The organism is Levilactobacillus spicheri DSM 15429, from assembly GCF_001435095.1.
GTDB lineage: Bacteria > Bacillota > Bacilli > Lactobacillales > Lactobacillaceae > Levilactobacillus > Levilactobacillus spicheri.
In genome coordinates this window covers 155,749-181,774 of record NZ_AZFC01000016.1, presented here as the reverse complement: position 1 = coordinate 181,774, position 26,026 = coordinate 155,749, and the positions used below count along the sequence as shown (strand labels likewise).

Annotated in this window: 24 protein-coding genes; 21 read left to right on the top strand and 3 right to left on the bottom strand. The window is 56.4% G+C overall.

The window, feature by feature from the left end:
• Nucleotides 1-533 precede the first annotated feature (533 nt).
• On the top strand, nucleotides 534-2,369 hold the full coding sequence (locus tag FD37_RS06590; RefSeq protein ID WP_045807041.1) for an APC family permease: 1,836 nt from the start codon (nucleotides 534-536) through the stop codon (nucleotides 2,367-2,369).
• Between the two features lie 342 nt (nucleotides 2,370-2,711).
• Nucleotides 2,712-3,452, top strand: a complete 741-nt coding sequence (locus FD37_RS06585) for a sulfite exporter TauE/SafE family protein (RefSeq protein ID WP_082078023.1) — start codon at nucleotides 2,712-2,714, stop codon at nucleotides 3,450-3,452.
• Between the two features lie 318 nt (nucleotides 3,453-3,770).
• Here FD37_RS06585 and lrgB read toward each other — a convergent pair whose 3' ends face one another.
• Together lrgB and FD37_RS06575 are read right to left on the bottom strand one after the other, a co-directional pair.
• Entirely contained in the window at nucleotides 3,771-4,550 is a 780-nt protein-coding gene (lrgB, locus tag FD37_RS06580) for an antiholin-like protein LrgB (RefSeq protein WP_371862590.1), read from the bottom strand.
• A 77-nt stretch (nucleotides 4,551-4,627) separates the two neighbouring features.
• The gene (locus FD37_RS06575) at nucleotides 4,628-5,068 is read right to left on the bottom strand and encodes a CidA/LrgA family protein (protein WP_225351221.1); all 441 of its coding nucleotides are present in this window, start codon (nucleotides 5,066-5,068) and stop codon (nucleotides 4,628-4,630) included.
• 411 nt (nucleotides 5,069-5,479) lie between these two features.
• Here FD37_RS06575 and FD37_RS06570 point away from each other — a divergent pair, with 411 nt between their 5' ends.
• Complete coding sequence (locus FD37_RS06570) at nucleotides 5,480-6,574, top strand: glycosyltransferase family 4 protein (RefSeq protein WP_045807043.1); 1,095 nt, start codon at nucleotides 5,480-5,482, stop codon at nucleotides 6,572-6,574.
• A 110-nt stretch (nucleotides 6,575-6,684) separates the two neighbouring features.
• On the opposite strand, the gene FD37_RS06565 is transcribed toward FD37_RS06570, so the two are convergent.
• Nucleotides 6,685-7,359 carry a YigZ family protein gene (locus FD37_RS06565; protein ID WP_056964304.1) on the bottom strand — a complete coding sequence of 225 codons (675 nt, stop codon included), beginning with the start codon at nucleotides 7,357-7,359 and terminating at the stop codon, nucleotides 6,685-6,687.
• A gap of 79 nt (nucleotides 7,360-7,438) precedes the next feature.
• Here FD37_RS06565 and FD37_RS06560 point away from each other — a divergent pair, with 79 nt between their 5' ends.
• The 18 genes from FD37_RS06560 (at nucleotide 7,439) to lgt (ending at nucleotide 26,017) form a co-directional block, all read left to right on the top strand.
• Nucleotides 7,439-8,755: an ATP-dependent helicase ComFA gene (locus tag FD37_RS06560; protein WP_056964302.1), complete on the top strand. Its 1,317-nt coding sequence runs from the start codon at nucleotides 7,439-7,441 to the stop codon at nucleotides 8,753-8,755.
• On the top strand, nucleotides 8,755-9,429 hold the full coding sequence (locus FD37_RS06555) for a ComF family protein (RefSeq protein ID WP_056964300.1): 675 nt from the start codon (nucleotides 8,755-8,757) through the stop codon (nucleotides 9,427-9,429). The genes FD37_RS06560 and FD37_RS06555 overlap by 1 nt, the downstream gene beginning before the upstream one ends.
• A gap of 136 nt (nucleotides 9,430-9,565) precedes the next feature.
• Nucleotides 9,566-10,129: a ribosome hibernation-promoting factor, HPF/YfiA family gene (hpf, locus tag FD37_RS06550; RefSeq protein ID WP_045807047.1), complete on the top strand. Its 564-nt coding sequence runs from the start codon at nucleotides 9,566-9,568 to the stop codon at nucleotides 10,127-10,129.
• Nucleotides 10,130-10,379: 250 nt separating this feature from the next.
• Entirely contained in the window at nucleotides 10,380-12,743 is a 2,364-nt protein-coding gene (gene secA / locus FD37_RS06545; RefSeq protein WP_045807048.1) for a preprotein translocase subunit SecA, read from the top strand.
• Nucleotides 12,744-12,926: 183 nt separating this feature from the next.
• A protein-coding gene (gene prfB, locus FD37_RS06540) for a peptide chain release factor 2 (RefSeq protein ID WP_186811295.1) occupies nucleotides 12,927-14,043 on the top strand; the annotation gives its coding sequence in 2 pieces (ribosomal slippage) (nucleotides 12,927-12,998 and nucleotides 13,000-14,043; 1,116 coding nt in all).
• A 676-nt stretch (nucleotides 14,044-14,719) separates the two neighbouring features.
• The gene (locus FD37_RS06535) at nucleotides 14,720-15,874 is read left to right on the top strand and encodes a PDZ domain-containing protein (RefSeq protein WP_056964298.1); all 1,155 of its coding nucleotides are present in this window, start codon (nucleotides 14,720-14,722) and stop codon (nucleotides 15,872-15,874) included.
• A gap of 2 nt (nucleotides 15,875-15,876) precedes the next feature.
• Nucleotides 15,877-16,584 carry a response regulator transcription factor gene (locus FD37_RS06530; protein WP_045807051.1) on the top strand — a complete coding sequence of 236 codons (708 nt, stop codon included), beginning with the start codon at nucleotides 15,877-15,879 and terminating at the stop codon, nucleotides 16,582-16,584.
• Nucleotides 16,577-17,938 (top strand): sensor histidine kinase, encoded by a 1,362-nt coding sequence (locus FD37_RS06525; RefSeq protein ID WP_056964296.1) that lies wholly within the window; start codon nucleotides 16,577-16,579, stop codon nucleotides 17,936-17,938. The genes FD37_RS06530 and FD37_RS06525 overlap by 8 nt, the downstream gene beginning before the upstream one ends.
• A gap of 157 nt (nucleotides 17,939-18,095) precedes the next feature.
• Nucleotides 18,096-18,983: a phosphate ABC transporter substrate-binding protein gene (locus FD37_RS06520; protein WP_056964293.1), complete on the top strand. Its 888-nt coding sequence runs from the start codon at nucleotides 18,096-18,098 to the stop codon at nucleotides 18,981-18,983.
• Nucleotides 18,980-19,921 (top strand): phosphate ABC transporter permease subunit PstC, encoded by a 942-nt coding sequence (pstC, locus tag FD37_RS06515; RefSeq protein WP_045807053.1) that lies wholly within the window; start codon nucleotides 18,980-18,982, stop codon nucleotides 19,919-19,921. Before FD37_RS06520 ends, pstC begins: the two co-directional genes overlap by 4 nt.
• A complete protein-coding gene (gene pstA / locus FD37_RS06510) occupies nucleotides 19,921-20,808 on the top strand; it encodes a phosphate ABC transporter permease PstA (RefSeq protein ID WP_371862589.1) in 888 nt (295 codons plus the stop codon). The genes pstC and pstA overlap by 1 nt, the downstream gene beginning before the upstream one ends.
• Before the next feature lie 46 nt (nucleotides 20,809-20,854).
• Complete coding sequence (pstB, locus tag FD37_RS06505; protein ID WP_056964383.1) at nucleotides 20,855-21,643, top strand: phosphate ABC transporter ATP-binding protein PstB; 789 nt, start codon at nucleotides 20,855-20,857, stop codon at nucleotides 21,641-21,643.
• Nucleotides 21,644-21,658: 15 nt separating this feature from the next.
• Entirely contained in the window at nucleotides 21,659-22,417 is a 759-nt protein-coding gene (gene pstB / locus FD37_RS06500) for a phosphate ABC transporter ATP-binding protein PstB (RefSeq protein WP_045807054.1), read from the top strand.
• Between the two features lie 12 nt (nucleotides 22,418-22,429).
• Complete coding sequence (gene phoU, locus FD37_RS06495) at nucleotides 22,430-23,101, top strand: phosphate signaling complex protein PhoU (protein ID WP_056964291.1); 672 nt, start codon at nucleotides 22,430-22,432, stop codon at nucleotides 23,099-23,101.
• 290 nt (nucleotides 23,102-23,391) lie between these two features.
• Nucleotides 23,392-23,742: a PspC domain-containing protein gene (locus FD37_RS06490; protein ID WP_045807056.1), complete on the top strand. Its 351-nt coding sequence runs from the start codon at nucleotides 23,392-23,394 to the stop codon at nucleotides 23,740-23,742.
• Nucleotides 23,743-24,114 (top strand): phage holin family protein, encoded by a 372-nt coding sequence (locus FD37_RS06485; RefSeq protein WP_045807057.1) that lies wholly within the window; start codon nucleotides 23,743-23,745, stop codon nucleotides 24,112-24,114. It abuts the gene before it with no gap.
• A gap of 88 nt (nucleotides 24,115-24,202) precedes the next feature.
• Nucleotides 24,203-25,144: an HPr(Ser) kinase/phosphatase gene (gene hprK, locus FD37_RS06480; RefSeq protein ID WP_045807058.1), complete on the top strand. Its 942-nt coding sequence runs from the start codon at nucleotides 24,203-24,205 to the stop codon at nucleotides 25,142-25,144.
• A 15-nt stretch (nucleotides 25,145-25,159) separates the two neighbouring features.
• A complete protein-coding gene (lgt, locus tag FD37_RS06475; protein WP_045807059.1) occupies nucleotides 25,160-26,017 on the top strand; it encodes a prolipoprotein diacylglyceryl transferase in 858 nt (285 codons plus the stop codon).
• Nucleotides 26,018-26,026: the final 9 nt, after the last annotated feature.

Sequence of the window (26,026 nt, the reverse complement as noted above, 5' to 3'; positions counted from 1 at the left end):
ATTACCAATGAAGTTTTCTTTGGGACAAAGTTGCGCTTGGTTTGACAATTCGTCGAGCAACAAACTAAGGTGTACGAGGGCTTCCAGCGAGTCCGGCGGGATTCTGGCGGGTTGCCCAGCCGAATAAGAGTTGACGAACGGGGGAGAAACTAGTAGTTTTGACGATGGAACGATTGTGACATCACTTTACGGCTATGCAACCATCAGTTTCGTATTTTCGTCGGGGGACCTCGGGACCCACCCATGAGGTGGGGGCGGGGGTCCGCTGGGCTAACGAACGAACCAACAGCGTCTTAGGTTTAAGGGGCCAGATCCGGGGGTTCCCGGTCGTCATTGAGGGCGGCTGGTTCCCGGAACGGCCGTACTTAAGGGCCTGTTGCTTTTTCGGGTTGTTAATGCGAAGAATTGTGGTAATGTGGTCTTATAAGTAGTAGAATGACGTTTGCATTCGTGAAAAGACGAGTGGTATTCATGATCCCGGCGATTAACCGGATTTCGAGTTATTATTTCGTGGAGATAAGGAGTAAATAGTCATGTGGCGTTATTTAAAGCGGGTTTTGATTGGAAAACCCCTCAAAACCATGGACGAGGGCGGTCAGGCGCTGACCAAGTTTAAAGCGTTGGCGTTGTTATCCTCCGATGCGCTGTCCTCCGTGGCTTATGGTACTGAGCAAATTACCACAGTATTGATCACCTTATCCGCCGCAGCCCTGATGTACCAATTATGGGTTGCCGCTTTGGTTTTAGTACTGTTATTTGCGATCACGCTTTCCTACCAACAAATCATTCATGCCTACCCATCCGGTGGTGGGGCCTACGTGGTCGCCAGCACCAACTGGGGGCAATCGGCAGGATTGGTCGCCGGGGGCTCGCTGTTAGTAGATTATATGCTGACGGTGGCCGTTTCGACGACTTCCGGGACCGAGGCGATTACCTCGGCCATCCCGGCGCTTTACCCGTATTCGGTGCTGATTTCGGTACTGATCGTGATTGGCATTATGCTCCTCAACTTACGGGGCATGCGCGAATCAGCGAGCTTCTTGACCGTGCCGGTTTACTTCTTCATTCTGATGATTCTGGGCATGGTTGGGTTTGGTTTGTACAACATTGCCAGTGGCAACATTACCTACCACGCCGCGGCTCACGTGGGCACGCCGGTCCAAGGCATGACCCTGTTGCTGTTCCTGCGCGCGTTCTCATCGGGTTCCTCGTCATTGACCGGGGTGGAAGCCATCAGTAACGCGGTGCCGAACTTCAAGGAACCGAAACGGCATAATGCCGCGGCGACCTTGGCCATCATGGCCGGCATTCTGGCCATCTTCTTTGCTGGCATCACCTACCTGAGTTACTACTTGGGCATTCGGCCCCAGTCCAGTCAAACGGTGCTGTCCCAAATCGCCAGTGGGGTCTTCGGTCACGGCGTCCTGTACTACCTGTTACAGTTGTCGACGGCGGCGATTTTGGCCGTGGCTGCCAACACCGGGTTCTCGGCCTTTCCAATTCTGGCCTACAACATGGCGAAGGATAAGTTCTTACCGCACGCTTACCTGGATCGCGGTGACCGGTTGGGCTATTCTAACGGGATTATCTCGTTGGCCGTGGGGGCCATTGTGTTGATTCTGATCTTCCATGGTCAGACCACGTTATTGATTCCGTTGTATGCGATCGGGGTGTTTGTTCCGTTCGTCTTATCCCAATCCGGGATGATCATTCACTGGTTCCGGACCCGCGAAGGTTGGTGGCTGGGTAAAGCGGCCATTAACTTATTGGGTGCGTTGATTTCGCTGGCCTTAGTGATCACGCTGTTGTTCCTGCATTTCGTCAATGTTTGGCCGTATCTCATTATCATGCCGCTGATTTTGTGGATGTTCTATCGGATTCATCAGCATTATCAAAACGTGGCCCGGCAATTGCGGGTCGCGGCTAAGGCAAAAGTCGAGGACCACGAGTATGACGGGGCGACCGTCATCGTGCTGGTCAGCAACATCACCCGGGTGACCACCGGGGCCATCAATTACGCCAAGTCCATTGGGGACTACGTGATTGCGATGCACGTGTCCTTCGATGAGAACCCCAAGAAGGAACACAAGACGGCGCAGGAATTCAAGGAAGAGTTCCCGGATATTCGGTTCGTCGACATTCATTCGTCGTACCGGTCCATCGCCACGCCAACGTTGCGCTTCTGTGACGTGATCGCCAAGCGGGCGGCCGAACGGAACTTCACCACCACGGTGCTGGTTCCCCAATTCGTGCCCCGGCATCCTTGGCAAAACGTCCTGCATAACCAAACGGCGTTGCGCCTGCGGACCGTGCTGAATTCGCGGGAAAACATTATCGTTTCGACCTATAATTACCACTTGAAAGAGTAGTGGTCATCAAACCCAAAACCGTCAATCCTTCGGGACTGGCAGTTTTTTATTTGGGCGAACACAGTTTCAGTTGGTCGGTAAACTGGCGAAGGCGTGTCTAGCCCCTTAGCGGACCCGGAGTGGCCTCGTTGGGGCTCGCCTGGTAAGTTGGCTGTGCCGCGATTGGGGTGGCTGGTACGCGTTGTTTAGCCCCCTTGGCGACCGCCGCTTGAATGAACAGTTGGGGGGAGCCTGGGGGAACCCGACGAATCACGGTCCCGTTAGAGGCGCTTGACGGGGAACGGATTTTTTCTTTAAGATAAAGGTAACGGACGATTGGGTTCGAGAGAGGAAGCGGATTGGGTGCTCGTTTGGTTTGATGGATTATTAATTGGAGCTTTCATTAGTGTGATGGGTGGTGGGGGTGCCGCCATGTACCTGGGGGTGTTGACCAGTCAGCTGGGAATCGCGACCGCGGTGGCCGCACCGACCTCGTTGATTGTGGCCATCCCCGCGTTGTTGTTCGGGTGTGTGACCCAGATTCGGATTCACAACGTGCACTTTGACCTGGGGAACCGGATGATCTTGGCGGCCTTACCGGGGATCCTGATTGGAACGGCGGTCGCGCCGTTCATCCCGGCACGCATTTACGATTGGGTCGTGGGGACGATCCTGATGGTGATGGGCGGCATCGTCATCTACCGGGCCTGGCGTCCGGCGCAGAAGCAGGCGACGGGGCGCTCACGGACGACGATTGCGGTGGCCCTGGGGTTCCTGAGTGGCCTGATGGTCGGTATCGGTGGCCTGACTGGGGGCGGTCCGACCGTGGCGGGCTTGTCCATCCTGGGGCTGTCCGCGCTGGAGGCGGCCGGGACCTCGACCTACGTGATCAGCGTCATGGCCATCGTGGGGGCGATTGGCCACCTATTCACCGGGTCCATCGCGTGGCTCGCGGGTATCAACCTGATGATCGGATCGGTGATGGGGTCAGTGATCACCCCGTTGATCCTGCACCGCTTTGACATGGTCAAGCTGAGTCGCTGGTTGACCCCCTTAATGGGGGCGGTGATCGTTTACTTTGGGGTCAGTATCTTTTTCAAATAATGGCTTGTGTGCGCGGAATCCCACAGTGGGGCGTCGCGCCTTTTTGGTGATGAAGCGCAAAAAACGACTGGGACGGATGACGTCTCAGTCGCTTTTGCGTTCTCCGAATAGTGAGTATCGAAACGCGTTTTCTTAGTTGTTGGGAAGATGGTGGTAACAGTGACGGGGTGTTTTGGCGACGGGGGCTTTCCGTGGTAAACACGGAAAGCCCCCACGCTACGCGACTACAGTGACAGTTAAGACGAACGGGTTCCGTGTATACAAAAACGGGAACCGTCCAACGACGGTTCCCGTTAAGGTACAGATATGAGTAGTGGTTTAGTATAAGCCCATCATGTGAGCAAATGGTGGAACCACGATGTCAACGACGATGGAGACAACAACCACGGCGATGGAAGCCATCGAACCTTGGATGGATCCTAATTGGATCGCCTTGGCAGTCCCAACGGCGTGTCCGGCAGTCCCTAAACCAAGTCCAGCACCAATTGGATCGCTGTTCAACTTGAAGACCTTAACTAAGAAGTCACCTAAGGCGTAAATCAGAACGGCGTTGATGATGCAGGCCATGGCCGTAATCGCGGAGTTACCACCAACAGAGACGGCAACAGGCATCGCGATGGCCGTCGTTGCGGCTTGTGGCAACATGGAAGCAATTCCGGAGTTGTCCAGGCCAAACAGCTTGGCAACAAAGTAGATGATGAACAGAGAAATCAGTAACCCGATGATCAGGGAAAGCACGATTTCGAGCCAGAAGCGCTTAACGATATCGTTCCGCCGGTACAGAGGAATGGCGAAGGCAATCGTAGCAGGGTTCAGGAACCAGAAGATGATGTTCCCACCTGGTAAGTACGCTGACTTGTAGAAGGTAGCCGTGTCAGTTCCGAAGGCCTTGGCCATCAGGAACAGGATGAAGATCCCTAAAACCATCCCAACGAACAGAGGTTGGAACAGGAAGAATCCCTTACTGATCTTGAAGAGCCATTGACCAATTAAGTAAACCATTAATGAAAGAAAAATACCAAAGATAGCGTTACCGGCAGAGGCACCAGCGGCGTTAGTCCCGAGGGCGTCACCGAGCCATTTTCCCCAAACTGCCATATGAGGAGTAGCAGTTGCTGCTAAACTAATCATAATTATTCATCCTTTTCTATGCAAAGTCGTAGTGGGTCGAACGATTATTCTTCGACTTCAGTGTTACGATGGAAGACGTGCCGACTTAACCACATGAAACCAGCCGTGGTGTAAGCGATGCAGACCAACATAACGATCGTTGCGATGATCGTAACGATCACGATTTGAACACCTTGCGCCTTCATGATGTCCAAGTTTGCGGCCATTTGAATCCCAGATGGGACGAACAGAAAGGCAATCAAACTGATCATGAAGTCCCCGAACTTAGCAACGTTGCGGAGCTTGACAATCTTCGTGCAAAGTAACACGTAGAGGATCACCAGACCCATAACGGGCGTTGGAACAGGGAAGGATGCAGGGAACAATGGGGAGAGCAGGCTAGATACAAACAGAATAGCCGCGAAAATACCCATTTGAATTAAGATAGGTGAATCTTGTTCTTCCTTAGCTGTTTCGGTCTTTGATGCTTTATCATTAGCAGCCAATAGAAAAATCTCCTTTCAAAATACAAACCAGAGTGACCAACAACTAGAGGGATTTCACAAGAAAATAAGATAAATAGCTCAGATACGAAATGAAATGTGAAACCCTTCTCAATGACACAAACTCATTATATGGCTTTTTGGGTGTTTGCACAAGATAAATCTGCATGATTTGGCGGTTTGACCTGTGCGCTTGTGCACGCAAAGTGCCCCAAATTCAGTAGGGAAGCGGTTACACAAAGTTTTACAAAAATTTATTCATTCACAAGGTGTTTCGCAATTTTTCTTGTGAAAATTTATGGTTGGTGAAAGCCACCGACCTTTTTAAGGGCAGAACGGAAATCGCGGTTGTGTTTAATTTCAGGGCTTTGTATAATTAGCAAAAGAATCACGAAAGAAGAAAGAGGAAATCTAATGAAATTCGAGATTATTGTTAGCTTATTTGCTACCATGATCATTTCTGCGGTCCTCACACCATTTGTGCGCCGATTCGCGTTTAAAATCGGGGCTGTGGACAAACCGAATCAACGGCGCGTCAATAAGGTGCCCATGCCGACCATCGGCGGTTTAGCCATCTTTATCGCGTTTACTTTTTCGACGATGTTCCTATTAAGAGACCAGATGCCAACGCAACAACTTTGGGGGCTCTTTGGTGGAGAATGCATCATTATTGCAGAAGGCATGATCGACGACGTATACGAATTAAAGCCGCACCAAAAGGTGATCGGGCAATTGCTGGCCGCACTCGAAGTCTACTTCGTGGCGGAGGTGCGGATGCGCTACATCACCTTGCCGTTCATTGGCACCTGGTACCTGGGCTGGCTGGCGCTGCCCATCACGTTACTGTGGATTGTGGCCATCATCAACGCCATCAACCTGATTGACGGGTTGGACGGGTTGGCCACCGGGGTCTCAATCATCGCGTTGACCACGACCGGGATTACCGGGCTGTTCTTCTTGAACCTGGCCAACACCTGGGTCGCCATCATGATTTTCGCGTTGGTGGCCGCCATGTTAGGTTTCTTACCCTATAACTTTTTCCCCGCCAGAATCTATTTGGGGGACACCGGGGCGCAGTTCATTGGGTTCATGATCGCCTGCTTCTCCCTGTACGGGTTAAAGAACGTGACGTTCATCTCGGTGATCATCCCCGTGATCATTCTGGGTGTGCCGATTACCGACACGGTCTACGCGATGATTCGGCGGATCTTGAACCGGCAGCCCATCTCCCACGCCGATAAGCACCACTTGCACCACCGGCTGATGCAGTTGGGGCTGACCCACCGGCAGACCGTCCTGGTCATCTACGGGATCGCGCTGATCTTTTCCTTTATTGCGTTGCTGTACCCGCTATCGACCATCTGGGGTTCGGTCCTGCTGACCATTGCCATCCTGATTGGCCTGGAGCTGTTCGTGGAAGCCATCGGGCTGGTCGGCTCGAACCGCCAACCCTTGTTACACTGGATCAAGCACATCGTGAAGCAGTTTACCTCGAAGAGTTCTGATTAGCTTCGGGGATATAGCAAACAGGGCATCGATTCTCTCAGTGAGAATCGATGCCCTGTTTTTTAGCAGTTATTGATGGAAAAGTTGGCGACAGTCCGCGCAAGGGCGTTTGCCTAGTCGGTGGACGCGTCGTCGCGGCTGCTGGCGTGGATCTCCACGGGAATCTCGTGGTAGTCGACGTCACCCAGCTGCATGGTCAGCCGGTCACTGAGCAGGTCGGTGATGGCCTGCTGGGTCGCTTCGACCGCCGGCAGGTCCACGGCAATCGTGACCGTAACCGCCGTGGTGTAGAGGGTCTCGAGGATGGTAATGGCGTTTTCGGTCAGGTAGTGGGCCAACCGGTCGTAGTTTGCGTAGTCTACGGTCAGCTGGATGGCCCGCTGCCGGACACGCTTGACCACGCCGACCGCTTCGATGGCGGTCGAGGTGGCGTTGCTGTAAGCCCGAATCAGCCCCCCGGCGCCCAGCTTGATGCCGCCGAAGTACCGGGTGACCACCGCGATGCTGTTGTGCAGGTGGTTGCGCTGCAGGACCGTCAGGATGGGCACACCCGCGGTGCCGGACGGTTCCCCGTTGTCGCTTTCGCGTTGGATCTCGTCGTGTTCGCCGATCAGGTAGGCCCAGCAATGGTGATTGGCCTTGGGCTCGCGCTTGACGATGGCCGCGATGAAGGCCTGCGCGGCGGCCTCGTCGGTGACCCGCCCCACGTCGGTGATGAAGCGGGATTTCTTGATTTCCAGTGCATGTTGCCCCGGTTGTTGGGGCATGGTCAGATAATCGGTTTCCATGAAAACACACCTTTTTTCGAATTTTAACGGCGACTTAGCGGAAGTAACTGGGAATGCACTTAGATGAAGGAGGCTTCCCATGACAGACACTTCCGAGCAATTATATGGTCGCCGGGTTCCGTTAGCCCAGGCGCCCGCCAAGTTAACGGGTCAGACCGCCGTGGTCCAGGTGGGGCGGCGTTGGCGGTGCCAACGGTGTCACCAGCTGGCCGGAGAAACCGACCGCTTGCCGCAAAACGTGCCGTATTGTCGGCATTGCTTGAACTTGGGGCGCCTGACGGCATTGACTAAATTATACACTATTCCCGAACCAAATCGGTTCCGAATGGTCACGGATTCGCCGCTGACCTGGTCGGGGCAGCTCAGCCCCCGGCAAGCAGCGGCGGCCGAGCAGGTGCTGGCGCGGCTCAAGACACGCACCTCGCAGCTGCTCTGGGCGGTCACCGGGGCGGGCAAAACGGAAATCGTATACCCCGGGCTGGCCTGGGCCCTGCAACAGGGATGGCGGGTCGCCTGGACCTCGCCGCGAGTCGATGTGTGCCTGGAGCTGGCCCCCCGCTTGGCCGCAGCCTTTACCGGGATCCCCCAGGCGGTCCTGTACGGGGGACAACCCGTGCCGTACGCCTATCGACAGCTGACCATCTGTACGACCCACCAGCTCTTGCGGTTCGACCAAGCCTTTGACCTGATCATCGTCGACGAGGTCGATGCCTTTCCCCTGGCGACCAGTCCGCTGCTGCAGGGGGCCTTGCGGCGGGCGCAAAAGAAGACGGGCTGTCACCTGTACCTGACGGCCACGCCGGGAGAAGACCTGCAACGCCAGATCAAGCGTCGCCGGTTAGCCGTGACCTATTTACCGTTGCGCTATCACGGGTACCTCTTGCCGCCGCTGACCGTCAAGATTGCCTGGCACTGGCCCGACCGGCTGGCAACGGGCCGGTTGCCCCGGGGATTGGTCCGGCAATTACGGGCGTATCGGCGCCGGGTCCAACGGTTCCTGCTCTTCGTGCCCCACGTGGCCGACATCGCCCCGGTCCTGCGGGCGCTGGCCCGGCTGGGGATGACCCACGGCGTGGGAGTCCATGCCGCCGACCCCCAACGCACGGCCAAGGTTCAGCAGATGCGCGACGGGGCGGTCGATTTTCTGGTGACCACCACGATATTGGAGCGGGGCGTGACCTTTCCCAACGTGATGGTGGCGATCCTGGGCGGGGATGATCCGGTCTTTTCGACCGCGGCACTGGTTCAGATTGCCGGTCGGGTGGGGCGCCACCGCGACTTTCCCCGCGGGGACGTCGTCAGTTATTGCCAGAGCCAGACCCGCACGGTGCGCCGGGCCCAACGGATGATTCGGCAGTTGAACCGGCGGGGCCGCCGGTTAGGGGGACAGGCCTGATGCGCGCGTGTCTGTGGTGCGGGCGGCCCATCGTGGTGCCCGTGACGCTGGCCGACATCTGGCACTGGGGCCCGCTGCCGACGCCCATCATCTGTCGGGCCTGTCGCCAGCGGCTCCAGCCCATCGGCAGTGCGAAGTGTCCCCAGTGTGGACGGCAACAGGCGACCGTTCAGCGGTGTCACGACTGTGAGCGCTGGGATGATGCGTTCGTGAACCACGCCATTTTCCCCTACGATGCGGCCCTGAAGGCCTACATGCAGCAGTATAAGTTCCAGGGGGACTACCAGCTGCGCCTGGTGATGCAGCCGCTGATTCGGGAGGCCCTGGCCCGCGAGCACTACGACGTGCTGGTCCCGATTCCTATCACGGCGGCCACGTGGCGGACTCGGGGGTTCAACCAGGTGACGGGGTGGCTGACGGGGCAGCCCTTTCAGCAGGTGTTGACGGTGTCCGCCGCCAGCAAGCCCCGGGACCAATCGAGCAAGACCCGGCAGGAGCGCCTCCAGACGCCCCAGCCCTTTTCCCTGGTGGCGGGGGCGGCGACGGTCCTGGCTGGCAAACGGGTTTTGCTGCTGGATGACGTCTACACCACCGGGCGAACCCTGCGCCACGCCGCCGCGCAAATTTCTTTGGGTGGGGCGCAAGCGGTTACTGGCTTGACGTTAGCCCGTTAATCGTGAAGAAAATTCGTTAGATTAATTGTCTATCGAAGCGCTTTCTATTATAATAATAGTAAGCAAAGCACCGAAGAGTGGTCCTTCAAGTGCTGAGCAAGCCAAGCAATCTCTTGGCTGAAGGGAGAGAAGTTTTATGCTCACATTTAATATTCGTGGTGAAAACATCGAAGTTACTGACGCAATCCGGGATTACGTTCAGAAGCGCATCAGCAAGTTAGAGAAGTATTTCGAAAACAACGTTGAGGCAATTGCGCATATCAACCTGAAGGTCTACCAAAACAAGACGGCCAAGGTTGAAGTAACGATCCCACTCCCATACTTGACATTACGGGCAGAGGAAACCTCGCCGGATCTGTACGCCAGCGTTGATTTGGTTACCGACAAGCTGGAACGTCAGATTCGGAAGTACAAGACCAAGGTTAACCGCAAGTCCCGTGAAAAGGGCTACAAGAACCTTGACTTCGTGCCATCCGACACGGACGACAAGGCGAAGGACAGCGACAGCAACGAACTTCAGGTTGTCCGGACCAAGCGGGTCTCGCTGAAGCCAATGGACAATGAAGAAGCCATCTTACAGATGGATATGTTAGGGCATGACTTCTTTATTTACCAAGACGCCGAAACCGATGGCGTCAGCATCGTCTACCGTCGGAACGATGGCCGTTACGGCTTGATCGAAGCCGGCGACGAAGCTTAGGTTAAACACGTTTTTACGAAAGGTTCGGGGCGCACACCTCGAACCTTTTTTCGTGGGTCCGGGCCGCTCCTGGGGCGCCGTGACGACCAGTTTCAGAACAAATCGCAAAAGAAAGCGATTTATATTTCGTTAACCGGGTAGGGCAGTTTCATCTTGACCGGGTTAGTGTTAAAATGTAGAATGATTTATCGCAAAACATCAAGGAACTTTAAATAGATCGATTAAACAATGTACTGAAGGGAATTCTCACATGGCAAATATTTTGAAACGATGGGTCGAAAGTGATCGACGAACTTTACGACGCCTCAGTAAATTAGCGGATCAGGTTGGCGCCTACGCTGATGAATATTCAAAGCTTTCAGATGACGAATTGAAGGCGAAAACGCCAGAATTTAAGAAACGCTATCAAGATGGCGAGACCTTGGATGATTTGTTACCTGAGGCCTTCGCTGCTTGTCGTGAAGGGGCACGCCGGGTCCTCGGACTCTACCCGTTCCATGTGCAAATCATGGGGGGGATCGTCCTTCACGAAGGGAACATTGCTGAAATGAAGACCGGTGAAGGGAAGACCTTGACCGCCACGATGCCCGTTTACCTGAACGCGATTTCCGGCAAAGGGGTCCACGTGGTCACGGTCAACGAATACCTGTCCGCCCGGGACGCCACCGAAATGGGTGAGTTGTACAACTGGATGGGCTTGACGGTGGGTCTGAACTCCGCGGAAAAGTCGCCTGACGAAAAGCGGGAAGCCTACAACGCCGACATCACCTACTCCACCAACGGGGAAATCGGGTTCGATTACCTGCGGGATAACATGGTGGTTTATAAGGAAGATATGGTTCAACGGCCGTTAAACTTCGCCATTGTCGACGAAGTGGACTCCATCTTAATTGATGAAGCCCGGACGCCATTGATCATTTCCGGTCAGTCCGAAGGGACCAGTGCCCTGTACAAGCGGGTGGACCGGTTCGCCAAGACGTTACACGAAAAAGAAGACTTTAAGATCGACCTGGAATCCAAGACCGTTGCCTTAACCGACAAGGGGATTGAAAAGGCCGAAAAATACTTCAACTTGAAGAACCTGTACGACACGGATAACACCGCGCTGACCCACCACATGGATCAGGCCTTACGGGCCAACTTTATCATGCTGCGGGACAAGGATTACGTGGTTCAAGACGGTGAAGTCTTGATCGTCGATTCCTTTACCGGGCGGGTCATGGAAGGCCGGCGCTACTCCGATGGGCTGCACCAAGCCATCGAAGCCAAGGAAGGCGTCGAGATTCAAGAAGAGACCAAGACCATGGCCAACATCACGTACCAAAACCTGTTCCGGATGTACGCGAAGTTAGCCGGGATGACCGGGACGGCCAAGACCGAATCCGAAGAATTCCGGGAAATTTACAACATGGAAGTCATCTCCGTGCCAACCAACAAGCCGGTTGTCCGGGTCGACCATCCAGACGTACTGTACCCGACGTTGGAATCCAAGTTTGACGCCGTGGTCCGGGAAATCAAGGACCTCCACGAAAAGGGCCAACCGATGTTAATCGGGACCGTCGCCGTGGAAACCTCCGAATACCTGTCGCAACGGTTGGATGATGAAAAGATTCCGCACGTGGTCTTGAACGCCAAGAACCACGCTAAGGAAGCCGACATCATTCAAAACGCCGGACAACGGGGCGCGGTGACGATTGCCACCAACATGGCTGGTCGGGGGACCGACATCAAGCTCGGCCCCGGCGTCGTGGAATTGGGCGGCCTGGCCGTGATCGGGACGGAACGTCACGAATCACGCCGGATCGATAACCAATTGCGTGGCCGGTCGGGTCGGCAAGGGGACCCTGGTATGACGCAGTTCTACCTGTCCCTGGAAGATGACCTGATGCGGCGCTTCGGTTCCGACCGGGTCAAGGACTTCCTGCAACGGATGAACGTTGACGGGGATGACGCCGTGATTCGGAGCCGGATGATCACCAAGCAAGTCGAATCCGCCCAAAAGCGGGTTGAAGGGAACAACTACGATTCCCGGAAGAACGTCTTGCAGTACGATGACGTGATGCGGCAACAACGGAACGTGATCTACGGCGAACGGAACCAGATCATTCAACAAGACAAGTCCCTGAAGTGGGTCTTGATGCCGATGATCAAGCGGACCGTGACCCGGGTCGTGAACCTGCACACGCAGGGTGAACAGTCCGACTGGGACTTGGATACGCTGCTCGACTTCGGGATTTCCGCGATGGTTTCGCCAGACAAGATTAGCCTGGACGACCTGAAGGGGAAGACCGCCGACGAGATTATCGCGTACTTCATGGATCTGGCCAAGGATGTGTACGACGAAAAGGCCAAGCAGCTTTACGATCCAGCCCAGATGCTGGAATTTGAAAAGGTGGTTCTGCTGCGGGTCGTGGACTCTCACTGGACGGATCACATCGATGCGATGGACCAATTGCGGCAATCCATTGGGTTGCGGGGTTACGGTCAGTTGAACCCGTTGGTTGAATACCAACAAGACGGGTTCCGGATGTTCGAAGAAATGGTCTCCGACATCGACTACGACGCCACGCGGTTGTTCATGAAGTCCGAAATTCGACAAAACATTACGCGTTAATTAAACTTCGAGAAACGGTGTCACCTGGAAAGGGTGGCGCCGTTTTTTTGATGTCCACGACGGTTAGGGAGCGGTCCTGTCGCCAACCAAGCATTCCCGCCCGAGTTTTGGTAAACTAAGGAGTAGCGGTCGCGGGCGGCAACGCCGCACGACGACTAAATAACCGAAAAGGAGCCACTCATCATGGAATTAAGTGATGCGAAACACAGCATCGAAACGATGCGCGAACAATTAGCCGGCTTTAGGAGGTCGCTTTGACTTTGATGCCTTGAACGAAAGCATCAGCGTCAACGAGGGCCAAATGGCCGAGCCGGGCTTTTGGGACGATTCCCAGAAAGCCCAAAAACTGATTGATGAAACCAACGAAATGAAGAAAAAGGTGGAGGAGTACCAGCAGCTCTCCGGGCAGGTCGATGACCTCGAGGTGGCTGTGGAACTCCTGAGCGACGAACCGGACGCCGACATGCAGGCCGAGTTCGAACAGAACTTTGGTAAGACCCAGGACGCTCTGCGCCAGTATCGTTTGAACCTCCTGCTGAACCAGAAGTACGACCACAACAACGCCATCCTGGAAATCCACCCGGGAGCTGGGGGCACGGAATCACAGGACTGGGGGTCGATGTTGATGCGGATGTATCAACGGTGGGCCGACCAACACGACTTTAAGGTGACCGTGTTGGATTATCAGCCCGGTGAAGTGGCCGGCTTGAGCAGCGCCACGTTACTGATTGCCGGGCACAACGCTTACGGGTACCTCCGTTCGGAAAAGGGCGTGCACCGGTTGGTCCGGATCTCGCCGTTTGATTCGGCCGGGCGGCGCCACACGTCATTTGCCTCGGTCGACGTGCTGCCGGAGCTTGACGACTCGGTCGACGTGGAAATCAATCCCGCCGACTTGAAGGTCGACGTTTACCGGGCGTCCGGGGCCGGGGGCCAACACGTCAACAAGACGTCGTCCGCCGTCCGGATTACCCACTTGCCGACCGGAATCGTGACCCAGAGTCAGGCTCAACGGTCGCAACTCCAGAACCGGCAAACGGCCCTGGGCATGTTGCGGGCGAAGTTGTACGAACGCGAAGAGGAGAAGAAGGCCCAGGAAAAGGCCGCCCTCGAGGGTGACCAGATGGATATTGGCTGGGGCTCACAGATTCGCTCGTACGTCTTCCACCCGTACACCATGGTAAAGGATCACCGGACCAACCACGAGACCAGTCAGGGCCAAGCGGTCATGGACGGGGACCTCGATCCGTTCATCGACGCCTACCTGCAATGGCAACTCAGCCAAAAGAATCCGGACTAGGCGCGACATAGGATGATTGAAGGTGCTGGTTGAAATTAGCGAAAACTGCCGATTGCTTCCGCTCTTTCGTCTCAACTGCCACTGTAGTAGGGCGGCGATGGTGTTTCTTCCCAGTGGTTAGCACGAATGACAAGTCGCTTTCGTCACCGTTTTCTGCTCAACTAGCACTACGCGGCACCTAATGATGTCCGCCCGCTCGACGAACCTTTAGAAGTTCTGATGGCGTTTGAGCATCGGTGCTGCACGATCCAGCACCGTGACGTCGGCGTTTTGGGCCGGCTTGGAAGCTATTAGTGTGAGTTGCTAATACGATTTCAAAGTTAAGATAATGGGGCAAGTAGCAGGTTTGCTAAACGCAAGTGTTTCGCTACGATAACCAAATACGCCGTTATTAGCCGGGAGGGAGGTCAGAATTGGGCTCAGTCGCCTCGTTTCTGTTATCCGGGTGAATTTCCCGGATTACAGAAAGGCCGAGCTTTGAGATTTTTGCGGGATTTGCAAAAAGCTCAAAGTCGTGCCAACGTTCCAGGCCAATTCTGGCCGACCGGGAGGCGGCGTCTTGCCAACCGATTCAATGAAGAAATAATTGATTAAACGGGTAACGCGAATGCCGTGTTACCCGTTTTTAAATCATGCTATACTGGTGATAATGTGTTTTAAGAAAGGTGTCGATTTCATGCGGACTTTACTGGTCGTGGGCAGCTATCTGTTGCAGCCCCTGTTGTGGGTGGCAGTGCTACGGATGTGGCTGACCAGTCGGGCGCGGATCCAACGCGAACGACATGATTTTAGTAGTGCGGTCTATAGCGACCACTACGAATTACGCCACATGCTGACCCAGGGCCTGGTGCTCGGGGTGGGGCTCTCGGCGGTCAATCTCATCGTGGGGGTCAGTCTGCCCCTGCTCTGGATTCTGATCTATGAAGCGTTGGCCACGCTCACGTTGATCGTCTTGCCGACTACGGTGGCGCCGCTGACGCTGATCGTCGTCAGCACGCTGATCACCGAGTTTGGCGGCCGCTACCTGACGCCACGGCCGGACCTGGGCGCGACCGGACTAAGCTGGGGCGCCGTCCCGGCCAGCAGCTTCTTGTGGCTGATGGCGGTGGCCTTTCTGGCGACCGGCCACTGGTTGGCACACTACGGCGGGCGCTTCGAGAGCCCCCGCATTTACGCCAAGCAACGGGGCAAGCGCATCGCCGGGTATCCCTGGCGAGAACTCCTGGTGGTGCCCATGGTCACGCTGGTTCCCGGGGATTGGTTCGCCAGTCACTGGGCCTTTTGGCCGATCTTGACGATTCACGGGCAATCCTTTGCCGTCCTGATCTTACCGCTGCTATTGGGGGTGCGGTTAACGATCTTCCGGCAGGCGCCCCGGGCAGTCTATCAGAAGCTGGCCCAGCAGACGGTCTGGTTGGCCGTGGGGGCCCTGGTCCTAACGGGCTGGCTGCTGTGGCGGCCCCAGGACCTGCCCTACGCGGCGGTGCTCCTGCTGGTTTGTTATGGGGCTTGTTTATGGCAAGCCAAACGTTATGATGCGCACCAGCCTTTCTGGTATTCTCAGGTTGACGATGGTGTCCGGGTCCTGGCGATTCGGCCGGGAACGCCGGCAACCAAGCTTGACCTGGCACCCGGGGACATTATCCTGGAGTGCAACCACCAAGCCATCAGCAGCGAGACGTCCTTTTATGAGGCCCTGCTGATCAACCCAACGTACTGTCATTTACGGGTGCGTAACATGGCGGGCGAGTTAAAAGTAACGGAGACGGCCATTTATTCCGGGGCACCACACGAAATCGGAATTGTTCTATTCAGAGATCAGGAGGGGTAATCATGAGTAGGGTGCTAGTCGTGGACGACGAGCCAGCAATTGTGACGCTATTGCAGTACAACCTGGAGCAAGCAGACTATCAGGTCGTGACGGCAATCGATGGGGAGCAGGCGTTGCAGTTGGCGCAACATGAACAGTTTGACGTCATTTTATTGGATTTAATGCTACCGAAGTTGGACGGGGTTGAGGTGACCAAGCGGTTACGTCAGGAAAAAATCAAGACGCCGATTATCATGATCACGGCCAAGACCAGCGAATTTGATACGGTCTTTGGGTTGGAATTGGGGGCCGACGACTACATTACCAAGCCGTTTAGTCCCCGGGAGGTCCTGGCCCGGATGAAGGCGGTCATGCGCCGGTACCACGAGGACGCCACGCCGCGGGTCCCCAGCGATAACGGGCACGTGATCCGCATCGCCGGGCTGACCATCGACCAGGACAAGTTTCAGGTCAAGCGGGGTGAGCAGCCCATCGACTTGACCCCCAAGGAATTCGAGCTGCTGCTCTTCTTCGCCAAACGACCGGGGAAGGTCTGGAGTCGTGAGCAGTTGCTGGAAGGGGTCTGGGGCTTCGACTACAGCGGGCAGACGCGGATGGTCGACATTCACGTTTCACATTTACGGGAAAAGATCGAAGCGGATCCTAAGCACCCGCAACTCTTGAAGACGGTCCGGGGCTTCGGGTACACCTTCGAGGCGCCCCATGACTAGACGGTGGGCCCTGCCGAGCGGGCTGGTCGTGTTAATCGCCAACACGCTACTGGTGTGGCTGATCCGGCCGGGTCACTGGGAAGCGGCCCTGCTGATCGCGTGGTCGTGGAGTCTGGTCGAGTGGGGCGGCATTCTGTTGCTCTTTTGCTGGGCGGACGAGCGCATCACCATTCTGACCAAGAAGGTGGAGAAGATTCGGCACGCCGAGGCGCCCGCCCACGTGCTGCTGTCCCATCACGACCCGTTTTACCAGTTGGCCTTACAGATCAATTACTTACAAACGCATCAACGCAAGGTCCAGCGGCAAATCGCGGGGCAGAATCAGGAGTTCGCCACGCTGCTGGATTATCTGCCCATCGGGGTGATGGTCATCGACCGGTACCGCAAGGTCGAGCTGGCCAACCCGGCGATGGAGCAGTTCCTCCAGCACCGGATTTCCCCGCGGCGGCACCCGTTCACCCGGGACGTGAACCAGTTCGAGCTGGCCAGCCTGATCAACTCGGCGCTGAGCGAACGCAAGACCCAACACCAGGTCCTGAAGCTCCCGGGATCGCCCAACGAACGGACCGTCGACGTGCAGGCCATCTACACGGCGACCTCCCAGGACTACTTCCAGGTGCTGGTGCTCCTGTACGACGTGACCGAGGTCTACGCGGTCGAGCAGATGCAGCTGGACTTCGTGTCCAACGCCTCGCATGAGTTAAAGACGCCGGTGACCGCCATCTCGGGGTTCGCCAAGACCCTGTTGGCCGGGGCCAAGGATGACCCGGTCAAGAGCGTCGAGTTCTTGAAGATCATCGACCAGCAGAGCGACCGGTTAGTAGAGCTGATCAACGACGTGCTGACGATTTCACACATCGAGTCGGGAAACGCGGTGGAGATCGAGGACGTGCCGGTCGGCCAACAAATCGCCAGTCAGGTACACCTGCTGGGACCACTGGCGGCGGTCAATCAAGTGGCACTGGTCAACCAGGTACCGGACGATTTCGTGGTGGCGACCGACCAACGCAAGCTGGACCAGATCATCAAGAACGTGGTCAGCAACGCCATCAAGTACAACCGACCCCAGGGGCGCGTGACCATCAGCGCCCAGAAGACCGCGCAGGAGTGGTCACTGGTGGTGGCCGATACGGGTATCGGCATTTCCCCCCAGGACCAGTTGCGGGTCTTCGAGCGGTTTTACCGGGCGGAGACGTCCCACTCGAATCAGCGGGTCAACGGCAGCGGCCTGGGACTCGCCATCGTGCGCGAGTTAGTGCGGGCCCTAAACGGCAAGCTGGACCTGCAGAGTCAGCTGGGGACGGGGACCACGGTCACGTTGCGGTTCCCGGTCCAACAGCCTTTAACTGAATAACCCAATAAGTCGATGTTCGCATCGGCTTTTTTGCGTTCTGCACATGTGGCTATATTTACACAACCTTTACAATACGTCTACATGACATTTACATTCACCGGCTATACTGACAAGTGAAATGATGAGTCGTTTGACTGATCGATAGGAGGAAACGGTTATGACGAAAAAACGGTGGGTCCAGGGAATCGTCCTGGTGGTCTTGGTGGCGTTGGGGGTCTTTGCTTATCAGACGCGCCAGACCAGCCATGCGGGCGAATCCATTACCGCCGTCGGGTCAACGGCCTTACAACCCCTAGTCGAAGCCGCCGGTGAACAGTATACGGGTGAGCATCTGGGGACGTTTATCAACGTACAAGGCGGTGGCACCGGGACGGGCTTGAGCCAAATCCAAGAAGGCGCTGTGCAGATCGGGGATTCCGATCTTTTTGCGACGGAACAAAAGGGAATCACGGGCAAGGACCTGGTCGATCACCGGGTCGCGGTCGTGGGCATCACCCCCATCGTGAATAAGCAAACGGGCGTCAAGAACCTGTCGACGCAACAATTGACCGACATCTTTACGGGGCGGGTCACCAACTGGCAACAGGTGGGCGGCAAAAAGCAACCGATCGTGTTGATCAACCGGGCCCAGGGAAGTGGGACCCGGGCGACTTTCGAGCGTTACGGGCTGGCCGGTCACCGGTCGAAAACGGCCCAGGAGCAGGACTCTTCGGGGATGGTGCGGCAAATCGTCGCGACCACGCCCGGGGCCATCAGCTACGTGGCCTTTTCCTACGTGAACCACACCGTTCAAGCGTTAGCCCTGAATCACGTGGCCCCGACCGAGGCCAACGTGATCACGAATCACTGGAAAATCTGGTCGTACGAACATCTCTACACCAAGGGCCAGCCGACGGGGTTGACCAAGGACTTCATCGCCTACGTGCAATCACCGGCGATTCAGAAGACCCTGGTTCGGCAACTCGGCTACCTCTCACCCACGCAAATGCACGTGGAACGCGATGTTGACGGCCAAGTCACGAAGATTGGAGGCACCCGGCCATGAAGAACACCCAACCAACTACGGCGGACCTGGAACGCCAGCTAAAACGGCGCTCGAAGGCGGCCAAGCTCGAAGTCTGGGGCCGGGTCGTGAGTTTTTCGGCCCTGATCCTGATCGTGGCCGTCGTGGTCGCCATCATCGGGTTCGTGGCCTCCAAGGGGATTGCGACCTTTACCACCAACCACGTGAACCTCTGGGACTTTCTGACCGGCAAGGACTGGAACCCAGGCATCAAGGACGCCCACGGGAAGCCCGAGGTCGGGGCGCTGTCGATGATCGTCGGCTCGTTTCTGATCACGATCCTGTCGGCCTTGATTGCCACACCATTTGCCATCGGTACCGCGGTCTTCATGAACGAAATCTCGCCGAACCGTGGGGCGAAGATCTTACAGCCGGTTACCGAACTGCTGGTGGGGATTCCCTCCGTGGTCTACGGGTTCATCGGCCTGAGCGTCGTGGTGCCCTTCACGCGAAACGTCTTCGGCGGCAGCGGGTTCGGTATCCTATCCGGGACCTGCGTGTTGTTCGTGATGATCCTGCCAACGGTGACCTCGATGAGTGCCGACGCGCTGCGGTCCGTGCCCCGGTACTACCGGGAAGCGTCCCTGGCGCTGGGCGCGACGCAGTGGCAGACGATTTGGAAGGTGGTCTTGCGGGCCGCCACACCGGGCTTGATGACGGCGGTGGTCTTCGGAATGGCCCGGGCCTTCGGGGAAGCCTTGGCCGTGCAAATGGTCATCGGGAACGCGGCGCTGATGCCGCACACTCTGGTCGACCCGGCCGCCACGCTGACGTCCGTGCTGACTACGGGGATTGGGAACACCGTGATGGGCTCGCTGCAAAACAACGCCCTCTGGTCCCTGGCCCTGGTACTGTTGCTGATGTCACTGGTCTTTAACTTGATTGTCCGATTGATTGGTCGAAAGGGGCGGCTGCACTAATGTTGAAAGCCAAATTACAAAATAAAATCGCCATTGGTGCGCTGTACGGCGTCGCCGGCATCGTCGTCCTGATCCTGGTGGCCCTGTTAGGGTACATCCTGGTCAGCGGGATGCCTCAACTAAGCTGGCACTTCTTGACCGCGCCCGCCAAGGCCTTCTTGAAGGGCGGCGGGGTGGGAGTCCAACTCTTTAACTCCTTTTACCTGTTGATCCTGGCCATGCTGATCTCGTTTCCCATTGCGTTGGGTGCGGCCATTTACCTCTATGAATACGCCAAGGACAATTGGGTGACCAGCGTGGTCCGCACGGCGATTGAAATCCTGAGTTCGCTGCCGTCCGTGGTCGTGGGGCTGTTCGGCTTCCTGTTCTTCGTGGTCAAGCTGAAGCTGGGCTTCTCGATCCTGTCCGGGGCCTTCGCCCTGACCTTCTTCAACCTGCCGTTACTGACCCGGAACATCGAAGACTCCCTGCACACCATTAGTGAAAATCAACGGGAGGGGGGCCTCGCCCTGGGGCTCTCCCGGTGGGAAACCGTCAACAAAATTATCCTGCCGGCCGCGGTGCCCAGCATCCTGACCGGGGTGATCTTGAGTGCCGGCCGGGTCTTCGGGGAAGCCGCGGCGCTGATCTACACGGCGGGGCAAAGTGCGCCCGCCCTGAACTTCGCCGACTGGAACCCGTTCAACATCTCGAGTCCGTTGAACCCGATGCGGCCGGCCGAAACGCTGGCGGTCCACATCTGGAAAATCAATTCGGAAGGCATCATGCCCGACGCCAAGGCGATTTCGTCGGGGTCGTCGGCCGTCTTGGTGATTGCGATTCTGCTGTTTAACCTCGCGGCCCGGTACCTCGGGAAGCGGCTCTACAAACGTTTGACGTCGGCCTAAGGAGGGATGACTTGTGTTTGTGAATAACGATGTTTCAAAGCAGGACATGGAGGAACGCCACATCGTGCAGCCCCATGATCCGGACCATCCCGTCGTCTTATCGACCGAGGACCTGCACGTCTACTACGGCAAGTCGGAAGCCTTGTACGAGGGGGACCTGAAGTTCGCACAGAACCAGATCACCGCGCTGATCGGGCCGTCGGGGTCGGGGAAGTCGACCTTCCTGCGGTCGCTGAACCGGATGAACGACCGCATCGCGACCGTGACCGGCAAGATCATGTACCGGGGCGTCGACGTGAACCAGCCGGACGTCGACGTGTACGAGATGCGTCGGCGCATCGGCATGGTGTTCCAACGGCCGAATCCGTTTGCCAAGTCGATCTACGATAACATTGCCTTTGCATTACGCCTACGGGGGGTGACGGCCAAAAAAGACTTAGACGAAAAGGTGGAACGGTCCCTGCGGCAAGCCGCTCTGTGGGACCAGGTCAAGGATGAACTGACCAAGAGTGCCTTGGCGCTGTCCGGTGGGCAGGCGCAGCGGCTCTGTATCGCGCGGGCCATCGCCCTGCGGCCGGACATCCTGTTGTTGGACGAACCGGCCAGTGCGCTGGACCCGGTCTCGACCAGTCAACTCGAGGACACGCTCCTGAAGTTAAAGGAACACTACACGATCATCATCGTGACGCACAACATGCAACAGGCGGCACGGATCAGTGAATACACGGCGTTCTTTAATCAGGGGCGGGTCCTGGAGTACGACACGACCAGTCACATTTTTACCAACCCACGGGTGCAAGTCACCAGTGATTACGTTTCGGGGAACTTTGGTTAGGAGGAGAACAGTAACATGGCAGAAGAGATTTTGACGACCCAAGACCTGCACCTGTACTACGGCAACAAAGAGGCCTTGAAGGGCATCAACCTGAACTTTAAGGAAAAGGGGATTACCGCGTTGATTGGCCCGTCCGGGTGCGGGAAATCGACCTACTTACGGACGTTAAACCGGATGAACGACCTGATTCCGGGCGTCACGATCACCGGGACCGCACGATTCAAGGGGAAGGATCTGTACGCGCCCGACGCCGATACCGTTGAGATTCGTAAGGAGATTGGCATGGTGTTCCAACAACCCAACCCGTTTCCTTTTTCCATCTACGACAACGTGATCTACGGATTGCGGATCGCCGGTGAGAAGGACAAGGAGAAGTTAGACGCCGTGGTGGAGAAGTCGCTGCGGCAGGCCGCCGTGTGGGATGAGGTCAAGGACCACCTGCACGAAAGCGCGCTGGCCCTGTCCGGGGGACAACAACAGCGGGTCTGCATCGCACGGGTCCTGGCCGTATCGCCCGAGATCATCTTGCTGGACGAACCGACCAGTGCGTTGGACCCGGTCTCCAGCAGCCAGATTGAAACGACCCTCTTGAATTTACGACAGGATTATACGATTATTATTGTGACGCATAACCTCCAACAGGCTTCGCGAATCGCGGACCGAACGGCCTTCTTCATGAACGGCGAACTGGTGGAAGTGGATGCAACCAAGAATATTTTCATGAACCCGGCGCAGAAACAGACGGAAGACTACATCAGTGGTCGCTTCGGCTAAAAGGAGGAAGACATGCGGAGATTATTTGATGACGAGTTGGCGGATTTAGATGCCGACTTCACGGAAATGGGGATGTTGGTCAGTGAGGTCATCCAGCAGTCGGTGGACGCGTTCATGCAACGGGACGCGGCCACGGCGCAACGGATCATCGACCACGACCACGACATTAACGAACGTGAAATTAAGCTGGAAAAGAAAACCTTTGAGATGATTGCGCTCTACCAACCCGTGACCACGGATCTGCGAGAGATCGTGACGATCCTGAAGGCGGTCTCGGACCTCGAACGGGCCGGCGACCACGCCCGGAACATCGCCCACTCGACGATCAAGATGGGCAGCAAGCAGAAGGTGCCCGTGCTGGAGCAATTGCTGGGCCAGATGGGGCAGATGACGACGCAGATGGTACAGGACGTCCTAAAGGCGTACGTCAACAAGGACGACCAAGAAGCCCAAGCGTTGGCGGACGTTGACCGCAAGCTCGACCACATGAACCACCAGGTACGGGAGCACAGTTACGAGCAGATGCGCCTGGACTCCGACTTCGAGACCGGGGCGTCGATCTACCTGAACGTGGCGCAGGACCTGTGCCGCATCGGGGATTACGTGACCAACGTGTGTGAATGGATCATCTACCTGAAGTCGGGGCACATCGTGGAACTGAACTCCGCGAGCGAAGCCGACTAGGCGCGGTGACCCTAATTCTTACGTGAAATTGAAGATTGCCGTGAGCGGCCACTGGAAACTTGCTTTCAGTGGCCGCTTTCGTTATTCTTGCGGTAGAAAGTCCTCCCAGCAACGACCGGTCTGGCGGGCATTTGCTCAAATCAATGGCCAAGGACCGGGGCAACGGGGTAAAATAGGGACTAAGCTAAGCGGGGGTCCCCCGGCCACGGTATGCCCGGACCGGATCGGCGACCTCCCTGGACGGTGGCCAATGGGCGCCACCGCGACACAATTCAAAGGAGTGCTGACACATGGCAGGAAATAAAAAACGTTTAGTCCGTTCCCGGACCAACCGCCTGATTGGTGGGGTCTTGGGCGGAATTGCCGAATACTTTGATTGGAACGCGAACCTCTTGCGGTTGATCTACGTGATCATCTCGCTGGCCATTCCGTTCCACGGGGTCCTGGGTCTCTTGATCTACGTGGTCTTGATGACCTTCATTCCGTTAGACGATTCGCGGCCGGCGGGTCCCAACTTCCGGGACCTCTTTGGCCAATTTGGCGGGGGCCGTCCCAACGGTGATGGCACCGCGACGTCCGGCCGCAAGGACATCCACGCGACCGAGCAGGACGTTCACGAACACTCAAAGGACGGTGAGTAGATGCGATTTTGGCCACGAATTTTAGTCAATGCGTTGATCTTTTTGGCGTTAGCGGGCTTTTTCCAGAGTTCCTTAGCGGGTAGCTATCAGCACGCCTTTTACGTGTCCGGGGTGGGGATTGCCCTGTTGGCGAGCCTGGTGCTGGCCATCTTAAACGCGGTGGTGAAACCGATTCTGTTCGTCTTATCACTGCCCATCACGATTCTGACCCTGGGATTGTTCAGCGTCGTCTTGAATGCGGCGATGTTGGAACTGACCTCGTGGTTCGTCGGCAGCAACTTTGCGTTCGCCTCGTTCGGGGTCACCCTGATTGTGGCCGTGATCATGTCCCTGTTTAACGCGATTATCAGCGATCATTTCGCGCGAAATTAATCGTTCTAACGAAGGGAATTTGATAGGAGAACCCTAGTGAAAGTGCTAAAATTAGACTAGTTAACTACGCGGTAAGGAGGAAGCGTTCATGCCAGAAAGCGTCACAGTCGCCGACCTGGTCAGAGTGAACCGGTTAGATGTGTATTCCGGTCAAGATGATTTGGATCGACAAATTACCACCAGCGATATTTCACGACCGGGATTGGAACTCACGGGGTACTTTAATTATTACCCAGCCAAGCGGGTTCAATTGTTGGGGATTACGGAGACCTCGTTTGCCAAGGGGATGAGTCATAAGAAGCTGCTCGACGTGATGCACAAGATGTGTCAGCCCGAGACGCCCGCCTTTGTCATCTCCACGCAACTCGATCCCCCCGAGGAACTGAAGCAGTGCGCCGAAGAGGCCCACATTCCGATCCTGGGGACCAAGCTGACCACGTCCCGGGTCCTCAGTAACATGACCAATTTTTTGGAAGGCAAACTGGCTGAACGGCAGTCGGTCCACGGTGTCCTGGTCGACATCTACGGGGTCGGCGTCATGATCACCGGGGATTCCGGTGTTGGGAAAAGTGAAACCGCTCTAGAACTGGTCAAGCGGGGCCACCGGCTGATTGCCGACGACCGGGTCGAGGTCTATCAACAAGACGAACAGACCCTGGTCGGCGCCGCGCCCGCCATTTTAAGTCACCTGCTGGAGATTCGGGGAATCGGGATCATCGACGTGATGAACCTCTTTGGGGCCGGGGCCGTCCGGAGTGAAACGGACATCGACCTGATCGTTCACCTGGAACTCTGGCACGACGACAACCACTTTGACCGGTTGGGGAACAACACGGAGAGTCAGCGGTTCTTCGACGTGGTCGTCCCGAAGATCACGATTCCGGTCAAGACCGGGCGGAATCTGGCCATCATTATCGAAGCCGCGGCGATGAACTTCCGGGCCCGTTCCATGGGCTACGACGCCACCAAGGTCTTCGATGAGAACCTGAACCGGTTGATTAAGCAAAATTCAGCCAAAGATGCACATTAATTGAGGGGGTAGGAAATGACGTTAACACCGATTTTAGCGGCCCTCAATCCCATCGCCGTTCATTTGGGACCGATTGCGGTCCACTGGTACGGGGTGATCATCGCCACGGGTGTGATCATTGCGGTCACCCTGGCCGTGCGCGAGGGACGTCGGCGGGGCATCAATCCCGACGACATTTATGATATGATTCTGTGGGCCCTGCCCGCCGCGTTAATTGCGGCCCGGCTCTACTACGTGGTCTTTCAGTGGGGGTATTATCAGCAACACCCCGGGGAGATCATTGCCATCTGGGATGGCGGGATCGCCATCTACGGGTCACTGATTGGGGCCGGCCTGGTGGTGTTCTTCTTCTGCCGGTCGCGGTTCATTCCGGTGTGGCTGATGCTCGACGTCGCCGCGCCGACCGTGATTTTGGGGCAGGCGATCGGTCGCTGGGGCAACTTTATGAATCAGGAAGCCTTTGGTCGCATCACCAGTCTGTCGTTTTTACAGGGGCTCCACCTGCCAGATTGGATCATCAATCAGATGTTGATCGAGGGGGCCTACCGTCAGCCGACCTATCTGTACGAATCGACCTGGGACCTGCTGGGGTTCGTGGTGCTGATGAGTCTGCGGCACTCTCCCCGGCTCTTTAAGCAGGGCGAGGTCTTCCTGGGATACGTCATGTGGTATTCGTTCGGCCGCTTCTTTATTGAAGGGATGCGGACCGACAGTTTGATGCTGTTGGGGACCATTCGGGTATCCCAGCTCTTATCCATCGTCCTCTTCGTGGGGGCGGCGATCATCTGGGTCTACCGTCGGCGAACACAGGAACCACCGGCCGACTACCTGGACGGTAATCCGTTCCGTGAACGCGTGAAATCATCTAATTAAGGAGAATCC

Bases quoted from the DNA above. Each gene is read 5' to 3' on its own strand.
- secA (WP_045807048.1), top strand. From the start codon at position 10,380: ATGGCAAATATTTTGAAACGATGGGTCGAAAGTGATCGACGAACTTTA.
- FD37_RS06560 (WP_056964302.1), top strand. From the start codon at position 7,439: ATGACAGACACTTCCGAGCAATTATATGGTCGCCGGGTTCCGTTAGCC.
- lrgB (WP_371862590.1), bottom strand. From the start codon at position 4,550: ATGGCAGTTTGGGGAAAATGGCTCGGTGACGCCCTCGGGACTAACGCC.
- FD37_RS06520 (WP_056964293.1), top strand. From the start codon at position 18,096: ATGACGAAAAAACGGTGGGTCCAGGGAATCGTCCTGGTGGTCTTGGTG.
- FD37_RS06590 (WP_045807041.1), top strand. From the start codon at position 534: ATGTGGCGTTATTTAAAGCGGGTTTTGATTGGAAAACCCCTCAAAACC.
- lgt (WP_045807059.1), top strand. From the start codon at position 25,160: ATGACGTTAACACCGATTTTAGCGGCCCTCAATCCCATCGCCGTTCAT.
- phoU (WP_056964291.1), top strand. From the start codon at position 22,430: ATGCGGAGATTATTTGATGACGAGTTGGCGGATTTAGATGCCGACTTC.
- FD37_RS06485 (WP_045807057.1), top strand. From the start codon at position 23,743: ATGCGATTTTGGCCACGAATTTTAGTCAATGCGTTGATCTTTTTGGCG.
- FD37_RS06490 (WP_045807056.1), top strand. From the start codon at position 23,392: ATGGCAGGAAATAAAAAACGTTTAGTCCGTTCCCGGACCAACCGCCTG.
- FD37_RS06535 (WP_056964298.1), top strand. From the start codon at position 14,720: ATGCGGACTTTACTGGTCGTGGGCAGCTATCTGTTGCAGCCCCTGTTG.
- pstB (WP_056964383.1), top strand. From the start codon at position 20,855: ATGGAGGAACGCCACATCGTGCAGCCCCATGATCCGGACCATCCCGTC.
- pstB (WP_045807054.1), top strand. From the start codon at position 21,659: ATGGCAGAAGAGATTTTGACGACCCAAGACCTGCACCTGTACTACGGC.
- hpf (WP_045807047.1), top strand. From the start codon at position 9,566: ATGCTCACATTTAATATTCGTGGTGAAAACATCGAAGTTACTGACGCA.
- hprK (WP_045807058.1), top strand. From the start codon at position 24,203: ATGCCAGAAAGCGTCACAGTCGCCGACCTGGTCAGAGTGAACCGGTTA.
- FD37_RS06530 (WP_045807051.1), top strand. From the start codon at position 15,877: ATGAGTAGGGTGCTAGTCGTGGACGACGAGCCAGCAATTGTGACGCTA.
- pstA (WP_371862589.1), top strand. From the start codon at position 19,921: ATGTTGAAAGCCAAATTACAAAATAAAATCGCCATTGGTGCGCTGTAC.
- pstC (WP_045807053.1), top strand. From the start codon at position 18,980: ATGAAGAACACCCAACCAACTACGGCGGACCTGGAACGCCAGCTAAAA.
- FD37_RS06525 (WP_056964296.1), top strand. From the start codon at position 16,577: ATGACTAGACGGTGGGCCCTGCCGAGCGGGCTGGTCGTGTTAATCGCC.
- FD37_RS06570 (WP_045807043.1), top strand. From the start codon at position 5,480: ATGAAATTCGAGATTATTGTTAGCTTATTTGCTACCATGATCATTTCT.
- FD37_RS06565 (WP_056964304.1), bottom strand. From the start codon at position 7,359: ATGGAAACCGATTATCTGACCATGCCCCAACAACCGGGGCAACATGCA.
- FD37_RS06555 (WP_056964300.1), top strand. From the start codon at position 8,755: ATGCGCGCGTGTCTGTGGTGCGGGCGGCCCATCGTGGTGCCCGTGACG.